A 22,005-nucleotide genomic window follows, 5' to 3' on the forward strand; every position below is an offset into this window, starting at 1 on the left:
CACCGACTGATGTCACCGGACCGTCTACGACCGAGCGTAATCGTTGCGTCGAACGTTCGGTGATACTGGATCAGGTGACCTCCATCGCCGACGCGGACCAGCAGTCCCCCGCGCCCCTCCCGACCCACGCCGACGTGCTGGTGGTGGGCGCCGGGCCGGGCGGTTCGGCCACCGCCGCGCACGCCGCCGCCGCGGGCCATCAGGTCGTGTTGCTCGACAACGCCGTGTTCCCGCGCGACAAGACCTGCGGTGACGGATTGACCCCGCGCGCGATCGCCGAGATGGAGCACCTCGGCCTCGGCGCGTACCTGTCGTCGCGGCCGAAGATCGTCGGCCTGTCGATGCGCGGGTGGGGCGCCTCGCAGCAGATCCGGTGGCCGTCGGGGCGTTTCCCCGCACACGGAAGTGCCGTTGCCCGAACAGAACTCGACGATCGCATCCGCGTCGCCGCACTCGACCGAGGCGCGTCGATGGTGCAGGGCGTCAAGGCGGTCGGGGTGGTCCGCGACGGTGATCGGGTGAGTGCGGTCGAGGTGATCGGACCGCAGGGGCCGGCGCAGATCCGGGTCGGTCAACTCATCGTCGCCGACGGTGTGCGCTCCCCGCTCGGGCGCGAGCTCGGCCGAGAATGGCACCGCGACACCGCCTATGGGGTCGCGGCGCGCGCCTACGTGCGGTCCGATCGCGCGGGCGACGAGTGGATGGGTTCCGATCTCGAACTCCACGACGGCGACGGCGGCCTGCTCCCCGGATACGGATGGGTGTTCCCGCTCGGCGGGGACGACGGCCTGGTGAACATCGGGGTCGGCGCGCTGGCAACCGGAAAACGTCCGGCGCACATGGCGTTACGGCCGATCGTCGAGCACTACACGAACTCGCAGCGTGCGCGTTGGGGGCTGCACGGCGAGCCGATGCGGGTCGCCTCGGCGCTGCTGCCGATGGGTGGCGCGGTGTCGGGGGTGGCCGGGCGCAACTGGATGCTGGTCGGCGACTGCGCGGCGTGTGTGAACCCGCTCAACGGTGAGGGCATCGACTACGCCATGGAGACCGGTCGCTTCGCCGCCGCCCGACTCGGTGAGCCCGACCACACCGACGACTGGCCCGCCCTGCTCGCCGACCACTACGGCGCCGCGTTCTCCGCGGCCCGTCGCCTCGCGGGGGTCCTGACCGTGCCGAAGGCGGTGCCGGTGCTGGGACGACCGGGCATCCGCTCGGCGGCGCTGATGTCGATGGTGGTGCGCGTGATGGGCAACCTGATCACCCCCGAGGACACCGACCTCGTCGCGCGCCTGTGGCGCACGGCCGGTCGCGCATCGACGACGATCGACTCCCGACCGCCCTTCCGCTGACCGGGCACCTATCCGCGTCGATCGGGCAGTTGATTGCGTCGAGTGGGCACTTATCCCCGTCGGTCGGGCAGGTAGTCGCATCGAGTGGGCAGATCCACGGATTGATCGTGCATCTGGCGCCGAGGGTCTCAGAAGTGCCCGATCGACGCAGTTTGGTGCCCGATCGACGCGATCAAGTGCCCGATCGACGCAATCAAATGCCCGATCGTCGGAGGGGCGGGGCTACTTGACGGCGCGGTGCAGCGCGGCGATGCCGCCGGTGAGGTTGCGCCAACGGACGCTGTCGAACCCGGCCGAGGCGATCTTGGTGGCCAGACCGGCCTGATCGGGCCAGGCGCGAATCGACTCGGCGAGGTAGACGTACGCCTCGGGGTTGCTCGACACCTTCGTCGCGACCGACGGCAGCGCCTTCATCAGGTACTCCATGTACACCGTGCGGAACGGCCCGAACACTGGTGTCGAGAACTCGCAGATCACCAGTCGCCCAGCCGGTTTCAGCACGCGGTACAGCTCCGCGAGTGCAGTGTCGACCGAGGCGACGTTGCGCAGACCGAACGAGATGGTGGCCGCGTCGAAGCTCTCGTCGGCGAACGGGAGGGTCAGCGCGTCGGCCGCGACCTTCGGCACCGGCCGCTTGTGTCCCGCCTTGAGCATCCCCAGCGAGAAATCCGCGGCGATGCAGTGCGCGCCCGACTGCGCGAGTTCCTCGGTCGAGACGGCCGTACCCGCGGCGAGATCGAGCACGACATCACCCGGCCCGAGACCGAGCGCGTGGCGGGTCGCGGTGCGCCACCCACGGTCCTGCCCGAAGGACAGCACGGTGTTGGTGATGTCGTAGCGGCGCGCCACGCCGTCGAACATCGCGGCGACATCGGCGGGTGCTTTGTCGAGGCCGGCGCGGGTCGAGGTCATGGGCTCAACGTTACGTGGCCATCGGCGCCGAACGCACCGAGAGGCCCACCACACACGGGCCGCGCAGCCCGTGGATCAGGCAGAACGACGCACGCCGAGGCTGCCGGCGCGGCCGAGGACGGCGTCGTAGTGGCCGAGCAGCTGATCGCAGATCGACGGCCACGTCTTGCCCGCGACACCGCGTCGCGCGGCCGCACCGAACTCGGTGCCCACGGTCGAGTCGACGAGGGTGTCGACGGCGTCGGGCAGGCGCTGCGAGAAGGTGGGTACGTCCAGCAGGTAGCCGGTGCGGAAGTTCGCGATGAGGTCCTTCGGGCCGCCGGCGTCGGGGCCGATCACCGGGATGCCGCTGGCCTGCGCCTCCTGCACCGCCTGACAGAAGGTCTCGTGCTCTCCGGGGTGCACGAACACGTCCATGCTGGCGTAGGCGCGGGCGAGTTCGAGACCGCCGAGTTCGCCGGTGAACACCGCATCGGGCATCAGTTTCTCGAGGCGGGCGCGCTCGGGGCCGCCACCGACGATGACGAGTTGCCGGTCGCGCCGGCCCGAGAGCACCGCGAGGCGCTCGACGTGCTTCTCCGGCGCGAGCCGTCCGACGAACCCGACGATCGGCACGCCGTTCGGGCTCCACTGCGCACGCAGATCCTGGTCGCGACGATCGGGGTGGAAGCGTTCGGCATCGACACCGCGACCCCAGCGGAACACGCGCGGAACCCCATGGTCCTGCAGCGCTTTCACCGACACCGTCGACGGCGCGAGGGTGCGGTCGCACGCGGCGTGGAGGCGCCGGGTCCACGACCACGCGGCACGCGTCCCGATCCCGATGCCGTAGCTGGCGGCGAATCCGGCGACATCGGTCTGGAACACCGCGACAGTGGGGATGTCGAGTCGGCGCGCAGCGTGGGCACCGACGGCACCGATCACGAACGGCGAGGCGAGGTGGACCACGTCGGGCGCGAAATCGGCCATGGCGCGGTACAGCGAGCGATGCGGCACGCCGACCGGCAGGCTCGACACCTTCGGCACCATCAGCGACGGCACGAGATGCACCGGCACACCGTCGATCTCGCGAGGAGCCGCCGGCATCCCACGCGGGGTGTCGGGAGCGAAGATCATCGCCTCGTGCCCATGCGCCGTGAGGTGCTCGCAGACGCGCAACACCGAGTTCACGACACCGTTCATGTTGGGCAGGAAGCTCTCTGCCACTATCGCCACTCGCACGCATCCAGTGTGTGCAGCGCACCTGTCTCCCACGGCACCTCGACGTGACGCCGGCCGTAATGCCCGGTGAACGTCGCGCGGGTCAGTTCACCGGTTGTTCGTCGGGTGCTCGCACGGAATCCGGTGCGGCGGCGGCTCCGACGACCCGTCCACGACGGCGCGTGATCTCGGCGAGCAACACCATCACCACCACGATGAGCAGCCAGGCGTAGCCCACGATCGACACCGCCGGGATGATCGCCAGGCTCGCGTCACGTCCGGCGACACGCACGAGATCGGGGTTCGTGCTGTCGTACTCGACGCTGATCCGTTGTCCGGCAGTGAGTTCCGTGGGATAGAAGATGCCGAGGCGAGGGCTGCGGAGTTCGCCGCTCTCGGTGTAGAACCGGACCGTCGACTTCGTGGCGCCCGCGGTCACGACGTCGGCGGTGGCGGTCGCCTTGCGGGCGTCGATCGAGGAGTCGTCGCGGTAACAGCCGGCCACCACCACGATCATCATGATCGTCACGATCGCGCCGATCAGCAGCAGCGTGATCTGCGTGCGTCGCAGGGCGGTGGCGGACATGCGGGCCAGACTACCGACGCCGCCGGCGGGCGGCGGCCATCCACACGACGGGCAGGGTCACAGGCCTGCGCCGATGGCGGCGTGCAGGTCGCGGAGCCGATCGCGATCGGTCGACACCTCGATCACCCGGACCCCGCCGTCGGAATCGGCCGCCAGGGCCGACGGCAGCTCCGCCACCGACACCTTCCGGTGCGGCACGGAGAACCCGGCGCACACCGCGGCGAGGTCGGTGCGGTGCGGCGTGCCGAAGACGCGTTCGTAGGCGCCGTCGTACTCGGCTCCGCTGAACCGACGTTCACCCTGCTCGAGCAGCGCAAAAATACCGCCGCCGTCGTCGTTGGCGACGACGATCGTGAGGTCGCGCGGACGCGGTTCGGCCGGTCCGATCAGCAGCCCGGTCGCGTCGTGCACGAAGGTGAGGTCGCCCATGAACGCGACCGTGCGGCGATCGTCGGCGCTCAGCGCGGCACCGATCGCGGTCGAGACGGTGCCGTCGATGCCGGCCACTCCCCGATTCGACAGCACCCGCACCTCCGGCGACACGCGCCCGGCCAACGCGACGTCGCGGATGGGGTTCGACGCCCCGACGACGAGTTGCTCCCCCGGATGCATCGCCGCGCTCACCACCCGCGCGACATGCAGGCCGGTCACAGGGCCGGGGCGGTCCAGTTCGGCGTCGACGGAGCCGACCGCGCGCTGGTTGGCATCGGCACAGTCCTTGAGCCATTGCTCCGACGGCGTGCCCGACACCACCGCACGGGTACCGGTCGCGAGCACGTTGCCCGAGACGTCGGGCCAGCGCGGTCCGGTGGTCAGGGCGTACACCCGCACGGTCGGGTCGGCCAGCAGCCGCGACACCCCGCGGTGCAGCGTCGGACGACCGCAGATGATCGCCTGCGTGGGGCGCACCAGCCCCAGCGCGAGCGGGTGCAGCGCGGTCTCCGGCGCCGGTGCGGTCGGTTCGGCGACCGTCGGGATGCCGGCGAGCTCGGGTCGGACGCCCGCACCGTGACCGGAGACCACGACGGTCGGTTCGGTCAGGTCGATGTCGACCGGCACGTCGAGGCGGCCGAGGGCGGCCGTGGTCCACGGTGCGCCGTTGTCGCGGCCGGCGAACCCGTCGAGCGGGTCCTCGGGTCCCACCCCCGCCTCGGGGACCAGCGGCTCGCGCAGCGGGATGTCGAACTGGACCGGCCCGGGGTTGCCGGTGCGTGCACCGCGGGCGGCGGCCAGGGCGCGCCCGACCCCCGACCGCCACTGGCTGTTGGTGTCGAGGTCCTGCTCGGCGAGTCCGAGGCTGATCGCGAGTCGGACCTGCGTGCCGAATATGCCGAACTGCTCGATGGTCTGGTTCGCACCCGATCCGAGCAGCTCATAGGGCCGGTTGGCACTCACCACGACCAGCGGGACGCGCGCGTAGTTGGCCTCGAAGACCGCCGGGCTCACGTTGGCGACGGCGGTACCGCTCGTCATCACGATCGGCACCGGCTGCCCGGACGCGACGGCCAGACCCAACGCGAGGAAACCCGCGGTCCGCTCGTCGATCCGCACGTGCAGGCGGATCCGGCCGGCGGTGTCGGCGGCGTGCAGCGCGAAAGCGAGGGGCGCGTTGCGCGACCCGGGGCACAGGACCGCCTCGCGTACGCCGCCTCGGATCATCTCGTCGACGATCACGCGGGCCTGCACGGTGGACGGGTTCATCACTCCAGGTTAACGACAGATCACCGGTGGTCGACGCGATGTGCCCCACACCCGCGCCCCGCCAGTTGGGCACATGACGACGCCAGTTGGGCACCTGACGACCGCAGTTGGGCACTACGTGGTGATCGCCGCGCTTGTCAGGCCCCGCCGCCGCCGTCGACCGGCAGGATCGCACCGGTGACCATCGAGGCGCGGTCGCTGAGCAACCACGCGGCCGCCTCGGCGACTTCGCGCGGCTCGGCCATACGGCCCATCGGGGACGCCGCGATCGTCGCGTCGATCACACCCGGCGACCGCGTGTCCCAGTCGAGCATCATCTCGGTGGTGGTGCCGCCAGGGGTGATGGCGTTGACCCGGATGCGATCCGGAGCCCAACTGACCGCGGCCGACTCGGTGATGCTGTTCAGTGCGCGCTTCATGGCGCCGTAGGCGGGGAGCATCGGGTTGGCGCGGCGGCTACCGATACTCGATGTGTTCACGATCGCCCCGCCACCACCGGTGCGCATCACGGCGACCTCGGCGGCCATAGCGACCCAGTGCGCCCGGAAGTTGACGGTGAACTGGTCGTCGAGGTCGATGTCGCTGGTGACCTCGAGCGGACCGGGTTGCTGCACGATGCCGCCGTTGTTGAACGCACCGTCGAGCCGTCCGTGCAGATCGGCGCCACGTCCGACCGCGGCGCGGATACTCGCGGCCTCGGCGAGGTCCACGGTCACGGCGTCGGCGACACCGCCGTCGGCCCTGATCTCGGCGACGATGCGATCGAGTGCGTCGGTGCTGCGGGCGGCGAGGATGACCGACGCCCCTTCCGCCGCGAAGAGGTGGGCGGCCGCCGCACCGATGCCGCGACTCGCGCCGGTGATGAAGATGACCTTGTCGGCCAACAGTCCGATGGGCGTGCTGTCGTGTGAGTTCGTCATGCCACCACTCTGGGACCGCGACCGGATCGTAGGCAGGCACAGTCGGTACTACCGTGAGCCGTCGCCCGTCGCGCACACTCGAGACATGGACAAGCAGGAGTTGGGCGCCTTCCTCCGCAACCGACGGGAACGCCTTCGGCCCGAGGACGTCGGCCTGCCGTCTGGCCCACGGCGACGCACGCCGGGTCTACGTCGCGAGGAGATCGCCGTGCTCGCGCACATCTCCACCGAGTACTACGTACGGCTCGAACAGGGCCGGGCCCCACGCCCGTCTGCAGACGTGCTCGCCGGGATCGTCGGAGCGCTCCGGCTCACCGGTCCCGAGTCCGATCATCTCCATCTCCTCGCCGGTACCGCCCCGAACCGATCGGATCTGCATTCTCGACAGGTCAGACCGAGTATCACCGGGCTGCTGCATCGCATTCCGTCGACTGCCGGGTTCGTGATGTCCGCCGCATTCGACGTACTCGCCTGGAATGATCTCGCCGCGGCGCTGATGGAGAACTTCGCCGCCCGCACCCCGGACGACCGGAACCTGGCCCGAAACGCCTTCATGCCGCGGGTGTCCGACGACGCGACGATGTACGGCCTCTCCGACGTTGCCGAATTCCGACAGAGCGCGGTGATGGGGCTGCGCAGTGCATCGGCCCGCTATCCCGACGATCCCTCGATCCGAGCGCTCGTCGACGAACTACGTTTCGGTAGCAACGAATTCGCACGACTCTGGGAGCGGAATGACGTGCAGCCGCCCTCGATGCTCACGAAGACCTTTCGTCACCGCGTCGTCGGCGAGATCACCCTCGACTGCGATGCCCTGCACCTCGTCGATGGCGACCAGCACCTGGTGCTCTACACCGCGCCGGTCGGATCCGCCGCCGCACAGAGCCTCGCGTTCCTCGACGCGCTCGGCGCAGACGGTGTCGGGGTGCGCTGAGTCCAGTGTGGATGCGCCACCGCCGGCATCACGTGCCCAACCGGCGGGCGGGGGTGTCGTCGCCACCGGCACCGACGCCCATCTCCTTGGCCCAGGCCCCGTGTTCCTTGCGGGCCCAGCTCGCCGAGACACGACCGGTGCGCATCCCACGACGCGCCTCGGGGTCACCGAAGGCGAAGGCCATGTGTCCCAGCACCAGCAACCCGACGCCGAACGCGAACCAGTCGTGGGCGAAGGTCGCCCCGGTGCGATACGAGAGACCCACCAGCGACGGGAAGTACATCAGCACCCCGGTCACGAACAGCACGATGATCGACCCGGCCGACAGGGCACCGTTGAGCTTCTGTCCGGCGTTGAACTTCCCCACCGGGATGGTGCCGTCACGACGCGTCTTCGACCGCAACCACCGACGGTCGGTCGGCGCGAAACGGTTCAGCCGACGCAGGTCGTCGCGATACGACGACGACGCCAAGCCCACCACGATCGGCACCGGAAGCGCGAAACCCGCGTAGACGTGCACGATCTCGACGATCTGCCGGTGTCCGACGAGCACCGCCAACGAGGACACGTACAGGATGGCCGCGGTCACGATGCACACGGTCATCAGCACCGCGACCGTGCGGTGCACCCAGCGCGCGGTCGGGCCGAAGCGGGGGACGTCAGTCGTCGATGGTGCCGTCGAGCTCATACCCGCGCCTTTCCCAGTAGCCGGGGATCTCCTGGGTCGTGAGCTCGATACCCGACAACCACTTCGTGCTCTTGTAGCCGTACTGCCCGCCGACGTACATGCGCACGGGCCCACCGTGGTCGTGCGTGACGGGGGCGTCGAGCATCCGCAGCGCGACGATCACGCGGTCGCCGCGCGCCTTGTCGATCGGGAGGCTCTCGGTGTACGTCCCGTCGAACGAGCGGAAGCGCACCGCGGTCGCCGTCCGCGTCGGGTCGGCGCGGTCGAGCAGCGTCGACAGGCGCACGCCGCTCCAGGCGACGTCGGGAACGGTCCACCCGGTCACGCAGTGGAAGGTCTCGGTGAACGCGGTCTGCGGCAGCTGCGCGAGTTGCGCCATCGTGTACTCGGCCGGTGCCGCGACCTCGCCGCCGACGGAGAGCCGATAGTCGGTCGCCGATTTCTCGTCCACCGATCCGACGACGGAGTAGAAGCGGAAGTTGTTGCCCAGCGGCAGCAGCGCGAGGAGCCCGGTGGGGTCGCGGACCTGTGCCGGCGCAAGCAGTTTCGACAGTCCGTCCTGGGCGGCGGGTCCGGCGACGATGCCGAGTCCGCCGAGTCCGATCAGCCCGAGGATCACCCGGCGACCCACCGGCGTCCCGGTGGTGCGGGTGTCCCGATCGGGCGAGTCCACGAGGTCGCTACCGGAGCTTGCCGCGCACGCCGACCACCACGAGCGCGAGTCCCACGATCACGATGATCGGCCCGAGCACCGACCACAGCACGGTGTCGCTCATGGCGCTGCCCTCGAGTACGCCGAAGCCCTGCAGGGCGAACACGAGTCCGAAGAGCGCGAGGACCACTCCGACGACGGCGACGATGGGTTTGCGCATGTCGTCGAGGGTACGCGTGCAGAGCAGGGGCCCCACCGATGTGAACGACGGCCCAAATGGGGAAACGACGGCCCAGCCGGCGGGGGTGGCGTCAGCGACCGCGTTCGCTGGCGAGGCGTTCGAAGAGCGGGACGCAGAGCATCATCAGGCCGCGTTCGGTGTCGTCGAAGTTGTCTGCGAACGACTGCGCGAGCCAGGCGTCGCGCTGGGCGCGGTCGTCGAGGATGAGGGCGCGGCCCGCCTCGGTGAGTTCGACGAGCTGCCGCCGACGGTCGACGGGATCGGTGCGACGGACGATCAGACCGCCGTCGTCGAGCTTGTTCATGCTCACCGTGAGCGACTGCACGCGGACGTGCATGCGGTCGGCGAGTTCGGCGACGGTGGTGGTGCCCGATCGGTCGAGGTAGCCCAGCACGGTGATCTGCGTGAGCGGGAGGCCGTGGTCGGGTCGGTGGGTTCGCGCGGCCCGGGCGACGGACATGATCGCCTCGCGCAGACGGGTCGCCGCGGCGACGTCGATCGTGGTCATGGCAAGACAATAGTTCACATTTACCCCGCCGTCACGGGTTTACATCGCAGTATTACCAAGCATAGTCTTGGCATCATGGTGTGGCGCTGGCTCGGACTGATCGTGGTGACCGCGGCGGCGACCGTGGTTCTGGACGAACTCTCGGTGCCGTCGGCGGCCCTGTTCGCGGGGCTCGTGGTGGCCGCCGCCCTCGCGCTCGCGGGTCTCGCCCCACGCGAACGACACCTCTCCGACGGCGCGGGGACGAAGCCACCGCTCCCCCGCCCGATCGGCATCGCCGGGCAGGGCGTGCTCGGCGTCTACATCGGCACGATGGTGCAGCCGTCGGTGCTGGCCGGCCTCGCCGACTCATGGCTCCCGGTGATCGTGATCGCACTGGGGACGCTGGTGTTGTCGGTCGCGGGCGGGGCGCTGCTCGGCCTGCACCGCCGCGTCGACCCGCTCACCGGGTCGCTGGCCCTCGTCGCGGGCGGCGCATCCGGTCTGGTCGCGCTCACCCGAGAACTCGGCGGCGACGAGCGGATGGTCGCCGTCGTGCAGTACGTCCGCGTCGGTCTGGTCACCGTGAGCCTGCCGATCGTGGCGACCACCGTGTTCGGGGCGCACACCGGTTCGGCGACGTCCACGCACTCGGCGTCGGCGGGCGATCAACTCTGGGGCCTGCTCCTCTGTGCGGGTGCGATGGCCGTCGGCATCACCGTGGGTCGTCTGATCCGGCTGCCGGCCGCCGGTCTGCTCGGGCCGCTGATCGTCACCGTCGTCGCCGAGCTGACCGGCGTCGCGGGCAGCGCGGCGGTCCCCGTCGTGCTGGTGACGGCCGGGTACGCGGTCATCGGGTGGCAGGCCGGTCTCGGTTTCACCCAGGAGAGCCTGCGCGCGATCGGTCGCGTCCTCCCCCACGCCGTCGTCCTCATCGTCCTCATCGGCGTCGGCAGCGCGGGACTCGGTGCGGCACTGAGCGTCTGGACCGGCGAGTCGATGTTCGACGGGTACCTCGCGACGACACCCGGTGGCATCTACGCCGTGCTGGCCGCGGCCGCGGCGTCGGGATCCAACATCACGTTCGTGCTCGCATCGCAGATCGTGCGCGTGCTGCTGATGTTGTTCGTCGCCCCGTTCGCCGCGCGGCTGTACAACCGCTGGCGGCTCCGCCGCGACAACCGCAGGGCCGGGCAGCCCGCGCCGGTGTCTGCGGCCGACGAGCCGGTCTACCCTCATGTGTCATGACCGATTCTTCTCGTGAGTTCGATGTCGTCGTGTTCGGTGCCACCGGTTTCGTGGGCGTCCTCACCGCCGATTACCTGGCCCGGCACGCGCCTGCAGGCACCCGCATCGCGCTGGCCGGTCGCAGCCAGGACAAGTTGACGAAGGCACGCAGCACCCTGCCCGCCTCGGCGCAGGACTGGCCGCTGATCGTCGCCGACGCCGATTCCGCGTCGTCGCTCGACGCGATGGCCGCCCGCACCCGCGTGGTGTGCACCACCGTCGGCCCGTACCTCAAGTACGGCGAGCTGGTGCTGGCCGCCACCGTGAACGCCGGATCCGATTACGTCGACCTCACCGGCGAGGTGCCGTTCGTGCGGTACTCCATCGACAAGTTCGGCGAGCAGGCCGAGGCCAACGGTGCGCGCATCGTGCACTCGTGCGGGTTCGATTCGGTGCCGTCCGACATCGGCGTCTACCTGCTCCACAAGGCGGTGTCGGAGGCCGGCGAGGGCGAGCTCACCGACACCACCCTGGTCGTCAGCTCGTTCGCGGGCGGCGTCTCCGGCGGCACCGTCGACTCCATGCGCGTGATCGCCACCGAGGCCCGCAACCCCGAGACGCGCCGCATCCTGCTCGACCCCCAGGCGCTGTCCACCGGGCCGGGCGAGCACCGACTGCGCACCGCGGTCAAGCAGCCCAGCGACGCCATGCTCGTCAAGGGCTCGAGCATCGACCCGTCGATCAAGGGCACGCTGGCGCCGTTCGTGATGGCCGCACACAACACCCGCATCGTGCGCCGCACCAACGCACTGCTCGGCAACGCCTACGGGGCGAATTTCCGCTACGGCGAGGCCATGGCGGTCGGCAAGAACCCGGTGCTGTCCGCTGCGACCGCAGGTCTGGTCAGCGTCGGGCTCGGCGGGTTCCTCGGCCTCATGGCGATGGCCCCGACTCGCAAGGTCCTCGACCGCATCCTGCCCAAGGCGGGTGACGGACCGAGCGAGAAGACCCGCGAGAACGGCCATTTCACCGTCGACGTCTACACCCGCACCACCACCGGCAAGCGCTTCAAGTCTCGCGTGAAGGCGAAGGGCGACCCCGGCTACAAGGCGACCGCGGTGATGCTCGGCGAGAGCGCACTCACCCTGGCCCTCGACCGCGACAAGCTGCCGAACCGCACCGGCGTGCTCACCCCGGCCGCGGCCATGGGCAACGCCCTCGTCGACCGACTCCGCAGCGCGGGTCTCACCCTCGAGGCCGGTCCGCTCGCCTGAGACGGCGCGCGGTGGTCAGTAGGCGCCCGAGCGACCGATCACCGCGCGCACGGTCCGCCACACGATCATCGCGTCGGTCATGGCCGACCAGTTCTCGACGTAGGTGAGATCGAGCCGTACCGACTCCTCCCATGACAGGTCCGATCGTCCCGACACCTGCCAGAGTCCGGTGATCCCCGGTTTCACCAGCATGCGGCGCACCACCGGCCCCTCGTACCGCTCCACCTCGGCGGGCAGCGGAGGCCGCGGGCCGACGAGGCTCATCGATCCGCCGAGCACGTTGAACAGCTGCGGCAGCTCGTCGAGGCTGAAGCGCCGGATCACCTTGCCGACGCGCGTCACCCGCGGGTCGTCGCGGATCTTGAACAGCAGACCCTCGCCCTCGTTGAGCACCGAGAGGTCGGCGAGGCGTGTGTCGGCGCCCACCTCCATCGACCGGAACTTCCACATGCGGAACGGCACGTTGTTGATGCCGATGCGCTCGGCCTTGTAGAACACCGGTCCGCGGGAGTCGAGCTTCACCGCGACCGCGCACGCCAGCATCACCGGCGCGGCGAGCACCAGGGCAGTGAGCGCACCCGCCTTGTCGACGAGGACCTTGGCGAGTCGGTTCGCGCCGTGATAGCTGGGCTTGTCGACGTGGAGGAGCGGCAGTCCCGCGACCGGTCGCACCAACATCCGCGGTCCGGCGACGTCCATCACGCCGGGGGCGACCAGCATGTCGACGTGGAGACCCTCGAGTTCCCAGGACAATTCGCGCATGGCGGAGTGCCCGAGCACCTCGGCCGAGGTGACCGCGACGGTGGTGGCACGCGACTCCACGACCGCTCGGCGCGCGTCGGTGAACTCACCGAGCACCGGCACGCTGCGCTCGCCCACGTCGATGGTCTCGTACCGCGAGGTCTCCTCGGGCGACACGCACACGCCGACCACCTCGAACCCCAGCGACGGGTTCCGGTCGAGGTGGGCGATCAGCGGACGCGCCGAGACGGCACTGCCGACCACCACCACGTGGCTCATGCACTTGTGGTGGCGACGCTCGCGCATCAGGGCGACACGCAGCAGGAGATGGGTCAGCAGCAGCAGGCAGGTGCCGAGCGGGAACGCGATGGCGATGAACCCTCGGGCGATGTTGAGCTTGAAGAGCAGGTCGATGATCGCCAGCACGCCGAACACCAGGAAGCTGGCCTTGATCACCCGGCTGAACTCCGCCGGCCCGGATCCGAGGATGCGGAGGTCGGCGACGCGGCACACGTTGAGCGTGGCGATCCACAGGAAGCTCACCAGTCCCGAGACCATGAACACCGGCGCCTGCGTGGACGCGACGGGCACGGTCGGGCTGATCCCGAAGCGGATCACCTGCGCGGCCACCACCGCGATCACGACGACGACGGCGTCGGCCCACAGCAGGCGGCTCCGGTGACGATCGGCCCACGTCTGCATCCGTTCGCGGGTCTGCAGCCGTTCGCGGGACCCGATGTGCGCCGTCGACCGTGCTCGTTCGGATCCCGTCCTCACGTCCGACGTCACTTGGCTCCCCCCAGACACCCTCTCGCGCGTATCGCTCGCCCCACGCAACTCACTGATGACGGTATTTCACCGAGGCGCCCGTGTCGCGCCGACGACCGTCGATTGGAACGATCGGATGAAGGTCAGGGTTGTCCGGGGTTGAGGGCGATGAACAGCCCGTCGGCCTCGGCGCAGAGCCGGTCGCCGTCGCGCATCTGGGCGGCGACGAAGATCTTGCGGCCGTCGACCTTCGTCACCTGGGTCGTCACCGAGAGATCGGTGTAGAGCGGCGTGATCGACCGGTAGTTGACCGTGAGATAGGCGGTGCGGGTGACCTTTCCGGTCGCCAGCGCGCCGGTCATGCCGAGCAGGTCGTCGAAGGCGGTGCCGATGTATCCGCCGTGCGCCGCGTTGTTGCCACCGAGGTGGAAGCGCGTGAACCGCAGTGTCGCATCGACTCCCGTCGCGTCGGCACGGTTCACCAGGTACGGCGGCAGCGTGATGTTCCCGCGGGCGGGCAGGTCGATCCGCGTGCCCGAGGGCGAATTCCACTCGTCGATGGCGACCGCCTCAAGCTTGGCGTTGATCGCCGCCAGCTCGTCGATGAGGTCGTCGACCAGCTCCTCGGTCGGCATCGCCGCCCGCACCCGGTCCATGAACAGACGCGCCGACTCCACGAACTCGCCGTAGCGGGGTCCGCCCTTGTCGACGCTGATCGCCATGTCGGTGCGGAAACCGCCCTCGTGCTGCTCATCGGTCATCTGCGCAACGTTATCGACCCAGGTGAGAGACCCGGACACGGGCCACCATTACGCTCGGAACCCATGAGCGATGACGCCGTGAACCCTTTCACCCCCGAGCACTGGAGCGTGGTGAGCGGCTTCGAGGACCTCACCGACATCACCTATCACCGCCATGTCGGGTCGGGTCGCGAGAACGGCATCGTCCGAATCGCTTTCGACCGCCCCGAGGTGCGCAACGCGTTCCGGCCGCACTCGGTCGACGAGCTGTACCGCACCCTCGATCACGCCCGCCGCACCCCCGACGTGGGCACCATCCTGCTCACCGGCAACGGTCCGAGCGCCAAGGACGGCGGATGGGCCTTCTGCAGCGGCGGCGACCAGCGCATCCGGGGTCGGTCGGGCTATCAGTACGCCGGGGGTGAGACCACCGACACCGTCGACACCGCCCGCGTGCAGGCCGAGGGCGGTCGACTGCACATCCTCGAGGTGCAGCGGCTCATCCGCACCATGCCGAAGGTCGTCATCGCCGTGGTCAACGGCTGGGCCGCAGGCGGCGGCCACTCGCTGCACGTGGTGTGCGACCTCACCATCGCCTCGCGCCAGCACGCGCGGTTCAAGCAGACCGACGCCGACGTCGGCTCGTTCGACGCCGGCTACGGCAGCGCCTACCTCGCCAAGCAGGTCGGTCAGAAGTTCGCGCGCGAGATCTTCTTCCTCGGCCGCGCCTACGACGCGGAGACGATGCAGCGCATGGGTGCGGTCAACGAGGTCGTCGACCACGCCGACCTCGAGGACACCGCGATCGAGTTCGCCCGTGCGATCAACGCCAAATCACCCACGGCACAGCGCATGTTGAAGTTCGCGTTCAACCTCACCGACGACGGTCTGATGGGCCAGCAGGTGTTCGCCGGCGAGGCCACCCGCCTCGCCTACATGACCGACGAGGCCGTCGAGGGCCGCGACGCCTTCCTCGAGAAGCGCGACCCGAACTGGGACCCGTTCCCCTACTACTACTGACCGACGGCCGTCGAGTGCGTGACCCGCGGTTGCTGACTGTGTGGAAACGGTCGTCGAGTGCGTGACCCGCGGTTGCTGACTGTGTGGAAACGGCCGTCGAGTGTGCTGACAGCGCACCGTGAGCCGACGACGAGACAACGCACACTCGGCGTCCGGCTTCCGCACCGTCAGCGGCAGTAGAACACAACCACCCACCCGAAATACACTTACGTTCAACACTATTCACCATAATCAATCTCCCACACCTCGAACACGCGTGCTAGAATAGACGTACAGTCACACCCGGGGAGGGGCGTACCTTGAGCGATCTCGTAGCGAAATACGCTGCCCTGCAAGCCCTGGTGAAGGAGATCGCCGAAGAGACCTCAGACGCCTGCGACGACGAGACCGTCGCGCAACTGGCGATCGACCACCACACCGTTGTCCGCCAATTCGAATCCATCGGCAACCAGCGGATCGTCGAGGTATCCGACCGCGACGCCCACCGGACCGTGGGATGCGTGACCGTCACCGAGTTCCTGCAGACCAAACTCCGGATCACCCACCCCAAGAAACGCCTGCAGGCCATCCAGGCGCTGGAACCCATGCACGCGATGACCGGTGAGAAGCTTCCACCGGTGTGCCCGAACACCGCTCGCGAGTTGGCCGCCGGAACGATCGGCCCCGACCACGTTCACGCGGTTCTCGACGTGGTGAAGAAGATCCCGTCGGCCGTCGATGTGGAACAGCGGGCGCGGGCCGAGGAAGTCCTGGCCGAGTTCGCGACAACGTTGACACCGAGAGAGATCGTCGCCGCCGGTGTACGAATTCTGGCGCATCTTGATCCGGACGGCGCTTTGACCGACGACCGCGATCGCGCACGCAACCGGAAACTGAACCTCGGTTGCCAGGACTCGCAGTTGATGTCGAAGCTGACCGCCACATTGGATCCGATCACCCGCGCCCTGTTCGACGTCGTCCTCGCGAAATGGGCGGCGCCTGGGATGAACAACCCCGACGACGACCAGTCACCGAAGGGCGATCACGGCGACGTCGACCCGGAACTGCTGAAACAGGCAGCTGACCGGGATTGCCGCAGCCAGTCCCAACGCAACCACGACGCGTTCAAGGCTCTCTTGGATGCCGCGGTGAACGGCGGACTGCTCGGCGGCTCGCATCGCGGGTTACCGCCACAGATCATCGTCTCCATCACCGACGCACAGCTGCGCGAACATGCTGGTGTCGCACGCACCGCCACCGGCAGCGATCTCCCGATGTCTGACGTGATCAAGCTGGCCGCCGACGCCCAGCCCCACCTCGCGGTATTCAACGACGTCACCGGCGAACCCCTGTTCTTCGGCCGGTCCCGGCGGCTCGCGTCGCAGGCGCAGCGGCTGATGGCGTTCGCTCAGTACAAGGGTTGCAGCAAAGACGACTGCACGACACCGTTCGCGCACACCGAAATGCACCACGCCGAAGCCGATTGGGCCGACGGCGGACTCACCGACTCGCCACACATGGCGCCCGCGTGCGGACGCCACAACCGGGCCGTCGGCCCTGAAACCCACCACTGGACCACGGAGAAGATCACCGACGGCCCTGACCGCGGCCGCTACGGGTGGCGACGCAACACCGACCCACCCGACAAGCTCCGCGCCAACCAGCTACACCGCATCGACGACGTCCTACAGCGGGACTCGGCGAGTGATGATCCGTGGATCGACCCGCCGGGGGAACCGGAACCACCACCGCAGCTGTTCGATGTCGAACACCAGCTCGCCCGCCTCGCAGCCGAGCGGTTACCGCGTACCCCGCGCATCGACATCACCTGGCCACAGGACATGGTCTTCGACGCAGCGTGAACGCGGGGTGATCCGGCGAACGCGGGTTCCCAGGCGCTCGCGTTCACCGATTCGCCCCGCGAACGCGGCTATCGAGGTCCGGGAAACCGATTGGCGCGGCGACCCCGACCCCGACGCCATTCAGCCGCGCAACCAGCCCGCCAATCGGTCGATCAGTGGATCGAGCTCGGCGGCGAGGGTGTCGAAGGCGACGGGCGGTTGATGCATGGGGTCGGCGATGTCGAGGTCGTCGCGGTTGCGGTCGGCGGCGATCTGCGGGGTGGAGGTGAGCGCTCCCCCGCCGGCGATGTAGGTGTCGAGCTCGCGCAGTGTCACCACGCGTCGCCACGACATCGGCGCGGCGGCCGTGGCGTGGTCGCGGTGTTCGCGCGACAGCCCGATCACGAGGTCGGAGCCGGCCACGAGGTCGGCGGTGAGATAGCGGGCACGGAAATCGTCTACAGAACCGATGCCGCGCTCGCGCAGCACGCGCTCGGTCTGGACGTGCATCGGATAGTCGGTCAGGGCCGCGGTGCCGGCGCTCGTCACCGAGAATCCGGCGCCCAGACGGTCGGCCAGGAAGTACTGCGCCATGGGTGACCGACAGATGTTGCCGGTGCAGACGAACAGGATTCGGGTCGGGACCACCGGGGCGCTCATGCCCGCGACAGTAGCGGTCGCGCCCCGCTCAGTACGCGCCCGAGCGGCCCACCACCGCACGTAACGTCCGCCACAGGATCATCGCGTCGCTCATCGCCGACCAGTTCTCGACGTAACTCAGGTCCAGTCGCACCGACTCCTCCCAGGTGAGGTCCGATCGACCCGACACCTGCCAGAGGCCGGTCATGCCGGGCCGCACCAGCATCCGGCGGGCGATCGCACCGTGGTACCGCTCCACCTCCTCAGCCAGCGGCGGCCGAGGACCGACGAGGCTCATCGACCCGCCGATGACGTTGAACAGCTGGGGCAGTTCGTCGATGCTGAACCGCCGGATCACCTTCCCGACCCGGGTGACGCGCGGGTCATCACGGATCTTGAACAGCGCACCGGCCCCTTCGTCGAGGTCCGCCAGGTCGGCTTTCATGCGGTCGGCGCCGGTCACCATCGACCGGAACTTCCACATCAGGAACGGTTCGTTGCCGAGCCCGATCCGTTCGGCGCGATAGAACACCGGGCCACGGGAGTCAATGCGAATCGCGATCGCGCAGATCAGCAGGATCGGCGCTGCGAGGACGACGAGCGCCGCGGCGCCGACCCGGTCGAGCACGCCCTTCGCGAGCCGATTGGCGCCCTTGTAGCCCGGCTTGTCGATGTGCAGCAGCGGCAGACCCGCGACCGGCCGCATGCTCATGCGGGGTCCGGCGACATCGAGCAGGCCCGGTGCGACGACCATGCTGACGTCGAGACCCTCGAGATCCCACGAGAGTTCGCGCATCGCCGAATGTCCCAGCGCCTCGGCCGAGGTGACCGCGACGGTGCTCGCCCCCGAGAGTTCGACGACGGCGCGGGCGTCGGTGAACTCCCCGAGGATCGGCACCGACCGCGCGTTGACGGCGACGGGGCCGATCACCATCGACTGTTCCGGCGGCACGCACACCCCGATCACGTCGTAGCCGAGTTCGGGGTTGCGGTCGAGGTGCTCGATCAGCGGCTGCGCGGTGGCGAGGCCGCCGATGACGAGCACCCGATCGAGATCGAGTCGGCGACGCCGACGATGGGTGAGCCGCGATCGCCACAGCCAGTGCGACGCGAGCAGCAACAGGGTCCCGACAGGGAACGCGAGCGCGACGAACGACCGCGCGATGTTCAGCACGAACAGCAGATCGACGATCGCCAGGGTGGCGAAGGTGAGAAAGCACGCCGAGACGATGCGGCTGTACTCGGTGGGCCCGGCCGCGATCACGCGTCGGTCGAGGCACTGGCGCATCCGCAACATCACCAGCCACGCCGCCACGATCCCAACGCTCACGAGCCCGACGGGAACGTGCGCACGTCCGACACGGTCGTCGAACGAGATGGGGCCGTACCGCAGCATCTGCGCGCCGAACACGACGATGACCACGATCAGCGCGTCGGTGATCATGACGCGCCGGATGTAGCCCTCGATCCACGGCGTCTGTCGGGCGGCGCTACGGGCGACACGCGCCCGGGCGTTGCGCCGGGCGCGGGCGCGGCCCTTCACGGGGACGGGCGCGATCTCGACCCTGCCCTGTGTCACTCACACCACCTCCGGTAGGTGCCCCGACCGATGGTCAGGGTAGGCCCCTGCGACCGCGTCGACCCCGGCTTTCACCGACTTGTGTGGGGGTGGGCATCATCGGGCGGCCGCCCGTCGCAGCAGTCGGGCGGTCACCGGCACCATCACCGCCACGATCACCGCCGAGCAGATCAGCGTGTAGGCCTGGGCGTGCTGCGACGCCCACGTGACCGGCTCCCCGACGAGAGGGTTCACCGAGATCGGGTTGCCGAACCCCTGCCGGAAGCTGCGCGCCACCGCCGACACCGGGTTCCAACTCGCGATCACCTCCAGCGGACCGGGCAGCAACCGCGACGGGATGAACGCCGACGACACGAAGCACAACGGGAACACGATGGTGGTGAGCAGACTCTGGGCCGCCTCGGCGGTGGTGGTGACCAGGCCGATGATCACCGCCGCCCACGACAGCGCGTACCCGAACACCAGCGCCGTCGCGTACGAGCCGATCGCGAACCAGGCGCCGTCGGAGATCCGCCAGCCGACCACCAGGCCCGCCAACGACATCACGGTCAGACCGATGAGGTTGATGGTGAGATCGGAGACGGTGCGGCCGACGATCAGACCCAGGCGCGACATCGGCAGCGCCCGAAAGCGTTCGGCCATACCGGAGTTGAGGTCGGCGTTGAGTCCCAGGGCGGTGAAGCCCGAGTTGAACACCACCGTCTGCGCCATGATCCCGCCGATGAGGAACTCGCGGTAGCGGTCGCCGCCGAGGGCATCACCGAACACGTAGGAGAACAGCAGCACGAACATCAACGGCTGCACCACCGCACCCAGCAGCATCTGCGGGGTGCGCAGCAGCGTGGTCAGGTTCCGCCGGATCATCACCTCGCAGTCCACGGCGAACGGGATCGGACCCCGGCCGCGCGGAGGCAGCGGCCGCGCCTGCGCTGTGGCGGTCACGAGGCCGCCTGCTCGCCGGCGCCGGTGAGGTGGACGAACACGTCATCCAGCGACGGGGTCGCGGTGCGGGTGTCGACGACCTCGACGCCGGCGACCGCGAGCGCGCCGACGAGCTGAGCGGTCGCGGGACCGGGGTCGTCGGTGGCGACCGTGACACAGGTCGGGTCCGCCTCCGGGCCGTGCAGCACGATCCCGCGGTCGGCGAGTACCTGTCGCGCACGGTCGCGGTCGATGGGGTTCGCCAGCACCACCGTCACCGTCGCAGTGGCAAAGTCGGCCTTCAGTTGCGCGGGCGTGCCGCGCGCGATGACCGTTCCCCGGTCGATGACCGTGGCCGCGTCGGCGAGCTGGTCGGCCTCCTCGAGGTACTGCGTCGTCAACAGCACCGTGCTGCCACCGGCGACGAGCTCGCGCACCGCGGCCCACAGCCCGAGACGGCTCGTGGGATCGAGACCGGCGGTCGGTTCGTCGAGGATCACCACCGGCGGGCTCGCGACGAGGGCACCGGCGAGGTCGAGGCGTCGTCGCATACCGCCGGAGTAGCCCGCGACCCGACGCGTGCCGGCGTCGGCGATGTCGAACTGCTCGAGCAGGTCGAGGGCACGTCGGCGTGCGGCCCGGCGGGTGTACCCGGCGAGGCGGGCCACCATCGTGAGGTTCTCGACGCCGGTCAGCACCGGGTCGACGGCGGCGAACTGGCCCGAGAGCCCGATCAGTCCGCGCACGCGATGCGGATCGGCGGCGGTGTCGACCCCGGCGACGGTCACCGTGCCCGAGGTCGGGGTGAGCAGGGTCGAGATGATCCGCACGGCGGTGGTCTTGCCCGCCCCGTTGGGTCCGAGCAGCGCCATCACCGTCCCCGGCGCGACGTCGAGATCGATCGAACACAGCGCCTCGACCGCGCCGAAACGCATCACGAGGTCACGGACCTCGATGCCGCCGGACCCGGACGCCGGTGCGCTGTCCGCGCTCATCTGTGACCCCGGTCATGCCCACGGCGAGGGGTCCGAGGAGTCGATACGCTCGGCCCATGAGGCGACGGTGGCGCAGGATCGTGCTGTGCCTGATCGCCCTGGTGGTGGTGATCGGCGGCGCGGGCCTGCCCGTGTACGTGTTCCCGCAGGTCGCCGACAGTCCCCGCAAGGTCGACGTGATCATGGTCCTCGGCGGCCGGCAGGACGGTCGCGAGGACTACGGGATCTCGCTGGCCGAGCGTGGACTGGCCTCGACCGTCCTCGTCTCCAACCCGTACGACGAACCCGACGAGTACATGGACGCGATCTGCGATGCGCCGCATCGGGTTCGGGTGATCTGCTTCCGTCCGTCGCCCAAGACCACGCGGGGCGAGGCACGGTTCCTGCGTGATCAGGCGAAGGCCAACGGGTGGCGTTCGGCGATGGTCGTCACCTTCACCCCGCACGTCACGAGATCGGACTACATCGTCTCGCGGTGCTTCACCGGCGACCTGATGATGGTGGACTACAAGTCCCACATCCCGCTGTTCTACTGGGCGTACATGTACCTGTACCAGACCGGCGGGTTCATCCGCGCCGTCGCGCAGGACGGCTGCTGAACACCGGATCCC

Annotated in this window: 22 protein-coding genes; 7 read left to right on the forward strand and 15 right to left on the reverse strand. The window is 69.3% G+C overall.

Translation table 11 applies throughout. From position 1 onward, the window contains the following. The first annotated feature begins 74 nt into the window (after positions 1-74). Complete coding sequence (locus ASG12_RS18600) at positions 75-1,349, forward strand: geranylgeranyl reductase family protein (RefSeq protein WP_327197960.1); 1,275 nt, start codon at positions 75-77, stop codon at positions 1,347-1,349. 222 nt (positions 1,350-1,571) lie between these two features. On the opposite strand, the gene ASG12_RS18605 is transcribed toward ASG12_RS18600, so the two are convergent. The 5 genes from ASG12_RS18605 to ASG12_RS18625 all read right to left on the reverse strand — a co-directional run bounded on the left by ASG12_RS18605 (position 1,572) and on the right by ASG12_RS18625 (position 6,668). After that, a complete protein-coding gene (locus tag ASG12_RS18605; RefSeq protein ID WP_055792901.1) occupies positions 1,572-2,261 on the reverse strand; it encodes a demethylmenaquinone methyltransferase in 690 nt (229 codons plus the stop codon). Positions 2,262-2,336: 75 nt separating this feature from the next. Further along, positions 2,337-3,482, reverse strand: coding sequence for a glycosyltransferase family 4 protein (locus ASG12_RS18610; protein WP_055792904.1), 1,146 nt, complete (start codon positions 3,480-3,482; stop codon positions 2,337-2,339). Positions 3,483-3,564: 82 nt separating this feature from the next. Continuing rightward, positions 3,565-4,047 (reverse strand): DUF3592 domain-containing protein, encoded by a 483-nt coding sequence (locus tag ASG12_RS18615; protein ID WP_055792907.1) that lies wholly within the window; start codon positions 4,045-4,047, stop codon positions 3,565-3,567. A 57-nt stretch (positions 4,048-4,104) separates the two neighbouring features. Next, on the reverse strand, positions 4,105-5,748 hold the full coding sequence (gene menD / locus ASG12_RS18620) for a 2-succinyl-5-enolpyruvyl-6-hydroxy-3-cyclohexene-1-carboxylic-acid synthase (protein ID WP_055792911.1): 1,644 nt from the start codon (positions 5,746-5,748) through the stop codon (positions 4,105-4,107). A gap of 137 nt (positions 5,749-5,885) precedes the next feature. After that, the gene (locus tag ASG12_RS18625; protein WP_055792914.1) at positions 5,886-6,668 is read right to left on the reverse strand and encodes an SDR family NAD(P)-dependent oxidoreductase; all 783 of its coding nucleotides are present in this window, start codon (positions 6,666-6,668) and stop codon (positions 5,886-5,888) included. A gap of 85 nt (positions 6,669-6,753) precedes the next feature. On the opposite strand from ASG12_RS18625, the gene ASG12_RS18630 reads away from it, so the two are divergent. Beyond that, positions 6,754-7,602: a helix-turn-helix transcriptional regulator gene (locus ASG12_RS18630; protein WP_055792918.1), complete on the forward strand. Its 849-nt coding sequence runs from the start codon at positions 6,754-6,756 to the stop codon at positions 7,600-7,602. 28 nt (positions 7,603-7,630) lie between these two features. On the opposite strand, the gene ASG12_RS18635 is transcribed toward ASG12_RS18630, so the two are convergent. The 4 genes from ASG12_RS18635 to ASG12_RS18650 form a co-directional block, all read right to left on the reverse strand. Beyond that, positions 7,631-8,290 (reverse strand): cytochrome b/b6 domain-containing protein, encoded by a 660-nt coding sequence (locus tag ASG12_RS18635; protein WP_055792921.1) that lies wholly within the window; start codon positions 8,288-8,290, stop codon positions 7,631-7,633. Then, positions 8,262-8,963, reverse strand: coding sequence for a molybdopterin-dependent oxidoreductase (locus tag ASG12_RS18640; protein ID WP_055792924.1), 702 nt, complete (start codon positions 8,961-8,963; stop codon positions 8,262-8,264). The genes ASG12_RS18635 and ASG12_RS18640 overlap by 29 nt, the downstream gene beginning before the upstream one ends. Before the next feature lie 7 nt (positions 8,964-8,970). After that, on the reverse strand, positions 8,971-9,162 hold the full coding sequence (locus ASG12_RS18645; protein WP_045823869.1) for a hypothetical protein: 192 nt from the start codon (positions 9,160-9,162) through the stop codon (positions 8,971-8,973). A 91-nt stretch (positions 9,163-9,253) separates the two neighbouring features. Next, a complete protein-coding gene (locus ASG12_RS18650; RefSeq protein ID WP_055792926.1) occupies positions 9,254-9,691 on the reverse strand; it encodes a MarR family winged helix-turn-helix transcriptional regulator in 438 nt (145 codons plus the stop codon). Positions 9,692-9,766: 75 nt separating this feature from the next. Here ASG12_RS18650 and ASG12_RS18655 point away from each other — a divergent pair, with 75 nt between their 5' ends. Further along, complete coding sequence (locus ASG12_RS18655; protein ID WP_055792930.1) at positions 9,767-10,918, forward strand: AbrB family transcriptional regulator; 1,152 nt, start codon at positions 9,767-9,769, stop codon at positions 10,916-10,918. Continuing rightward, positions 10,915-12,171, forward strand: a complete 1,257-nt coding sequence (locus ASG12_RS18660) for a saccharopine dehydrogenase family protein (RefSeq protein ID WP_055792933.1) — start codon at positions 10,915-10,917, stop codon at positions 12,169-12,171. The genes ASG12_RS18655 and ASG12_RS18660 overlap by 4 nt, the downstream gene beginning before the upstream one ends. A gap of 15 nt (positions 12,172-12,186) precedes the next feature. Here the strand turns inward: ASG12_RS18660 and ASG12_RS18665 are convergent, their stop codons facing one another. Then, positions 12,187-13,614: a sugar transferase gene (locus ASG12_RS18665; protein WP_055793840.1), complete on the reverse strand. Its 1,428-nt coding sequence runs from the start codon at positions 13,612-13,614 to the stop codon at positions 12,187-12,189. Positions 13,615-13,823: 209 nt separating this feature from the next. Beyond that, on the reverse strand, positions 13,824-14,441 hold the full coding sequence (locus ASG12_RS18670) for a PaaI family thioesterase (protein ID WP_055792936.1): 618 nt from the start codon (positions 14,439-14,441) through the stop codon (positions 13,824-13,826). Positions 14,442-14,504: 63 nt separating this feature from the next. On the opposite strand from ASG12_RS18670, the gene ASG12_RS18675 reads away from it, so the two are divergent. Together ASG12_RS18675 and ASG12_RS18680 are read left to right on the forward strand one after the other, a co-directional pair. Beyond that, the gene (locus ASG12_RS18675; RefSeq protein WP_055792939.1) at positions 14,505-15,440 is read left to right on the forward strand and encodes a 1,4-dihydroxy-2-naphthoyl-CoA synthase; all 936 of its coding nucleotides are present in this window, start codon (positions 14,505-14,507) and stop codon (positions 15,438-15,440) included. 299 nt (positions 15,441-15,739) lie between these two features. Continuing rightward, on the forward strand, positions 15,740-17,281 hold the full coding sequence (locus ASG12_RS18680) for an HNH endonuclease signature motif containing protein (RefSeq protein WP_082502143.1): 1,542 nt from the start codon (positions 15,740-15,742) through the stop codon (positions 17,279-17,281). A 120-nt stretch (positions 17,282-17,401) separates the two neighbouring features. Here ASG12_RS18680 and ASG12_RS18685 read toward each other — a convergent pair whose 3' ends face one another. The 4 genes from ASG12_RS18685 to ASG12_RS18700 all read right to left on the reverse strand — a co-directional run bounded on the left by ASG12_RS18685 (position 17,402) and on the right by ASG12_RS18700 (position 21,394). After that, a complete protein-coding gene (locus ASG12_RS18685) occupies positions 17,402-17,920 on the reverse strand; it encodes an arsenate-mycothiol transferase ArsC (protein ID WP_055792945.1) in 519 nt (172 codons plus the stop codon). 28 nt (positions 17,921-17,948) lie between these two features. Further along, entirely contained in the window at positions 17,949-19,343 is a 1,395-nt protein-coding gene (locus tag ASG12_RS18690) for a sugar transferase (protein WP_082502222.1), read from the reverse strand. Between the two features lie 231 nt (positions 19,344-19,574). Further along, entirely contained in the window at positions 19,575-20,420 is an 846-nt protein-coding gene (locus tag ASG12_RS18695) for an ABC transporter permease (protein WP_055792950.1), read from the reverse strand. Beyond that, the gene (locus tag ASG12_RS18700) at positions 20,417-21,394 is read right to left on the reverse strand and encodes an ABC transporter ATP-binding protein (RefSeq protein WP_200932811.1); all 978 of its coding nucleotides are present in this window, start codon (positions 21,392-21,394) and stop codon (positions 20,417-20,419) included. Before ASG12_RS18700 ends, ASG12_RS18695 begins: the two co-directional genes overlap by 4 nt. Before the next feature lie 56 nt (positions 21,395-21,450). On the opposite strand from ASG12_RS18700, the gene ASG12_RS18705 reads away from it, so the two are divergent. After that, on the forward strand, positions 21,451-21,993 hold the full coding sequence (locus ASG12_RS18705) for a YdcF family protein (RefSeq protein WP_055792953.1): 543 nt from the start codon (positions 21,451-21,453) through the stop codon (positions 21,991-21,993). The last annotated feature ends 12 nt before the right edge of the window (positions 21,994-22,005 follow it).

Origin of the sequence: Williamsia sp. Leaf354, from assembly GCF_001424365.1 — a bacterium.
Lineage (GTDB): Bacteria > Actinomycetota > Actinomycetes > Mycobacteriales > Mycobacteriaceae > Williamsia_A.

Bases quoted from the DNA above. Each gene is read 5' to 3' on its own strand.
- ASG12_RS18605 (WP_055792901.1), bottom strand. From the start codon at position 2,261: ATGACCTCGACCCGCGCCGGCCTCGACAAAGCACCCGCCGATGTCGCC.
- ASG12_RS18615 (WP_055792907.1), bottom strand. From the start codon at position 4,047: ATGTCCGCCACCGCCCTGCGACGCACGCAGATCACGCTGCTGCTGATC.
- menD (WP_055792911.1), bottom strand. From the start codon at position 5,748: ATGAACCCGTCCACCGTGCAGGCCCGCGTGATCGTCGACGAGATGATC.
- ASG12_RS18625 (WP_055792914.1), bottom strand. From the start codon at position 6,668: ATGACGAACTCACACGACAGCACGCCCATCGGACTGTTGGCCGACAAG.
- ASG12_RS18630 (WP_055792918.1), top strand. From the start codon at position 6,754: ATGGACAAGCAGGAGTTGGGCGCCTTCCTCCGCAACCGACGGGAACGC.
- ASG12_RS18635 (WP_055792921.1), bottom strand. From the start codon at position 8,290: ATGAGCTCGACGGCACCATCGACGACTGACGTCCCCCGCTTCGGCCCG.
- ASG12_RS18645 (WP_045823869.1), bottom strand. From the start codon at position 9,162: ATGCGCAAACCCATCGTCGCCGTCGTCGGAGTGGTCCTCGCGCTCTTC.
- ASG12_RS18650 (WP_055792926.1), bottom strand. From the start codon at position 9,691: ATGACCACGATCGACGTCGCCGCGGCGACCCGTCTGCGCGAGGCGATC.
- ASG12_RS18655 (WP_055792930.1), top strand. From the start codon at position 9,767: ATGGTGTGGCGCTGGCTCGGACTGATCGTGGTGACCGCGGCGGCGACC.
- ASG12_RS18660 (WP_055792933.1), top strand. From the start codon at position 10,915: ATGACCGATTCTTCTCGTGAGTTCGATGTCGTCGTGTTCGGTGCCACC.
- ASG12_RS18665 (WP_055793840.1), bottom strand. From the start codon at position 13,614: ATGCAGACGTGGGCCGATCGTCACCGGAGCCGCCTGCTGTGGGCCGAC.
- ASG12_RS18670 (WP_055792936.1), bottom strand. From the start codon at position 14,441: ATGACCGATGAGCAGCACGAGGGCGGTTTCCGCACCGACATGGCGATC.
- ASG12_RS18675 (WP_055792939.1), top strand. From the start codon at position 14,505: ATGAGCGATGACGCCGTGAACCCTTTCACCCCCGAGCACTGGAGCGTG.
- ASG12_RS18685 (WP_055792945.1), bottom strand. From the start codon at position 17,920: ATGAGCGCCCCGGTGGTCCCGACCCGAATCCTGTTCGTCTGCACCGGC.
- ASG12_RS18690 (WP_082502222.1), bottom strand. From the start codon at position 19,343: ATGATCACCGACGCGCTGATCGTGGTCATCGTCGTGTTCGGCGCGCAG.
- ASG12_RS18700 (WP_200932811.1), bottom strand. From the start codon at position 21,394: ATGAGCGCGGACAGCGCACCGGCGTCCGGGTCCGGCGGCATCGAGGTC.
- ASG12_RS18705 (WP_055792953.1), top strand. From the start codon at position 21,451: ATGAGGCGACGGTGGCGCAGGATCGTGCTGTGCCTGATCGCCCTGGTG.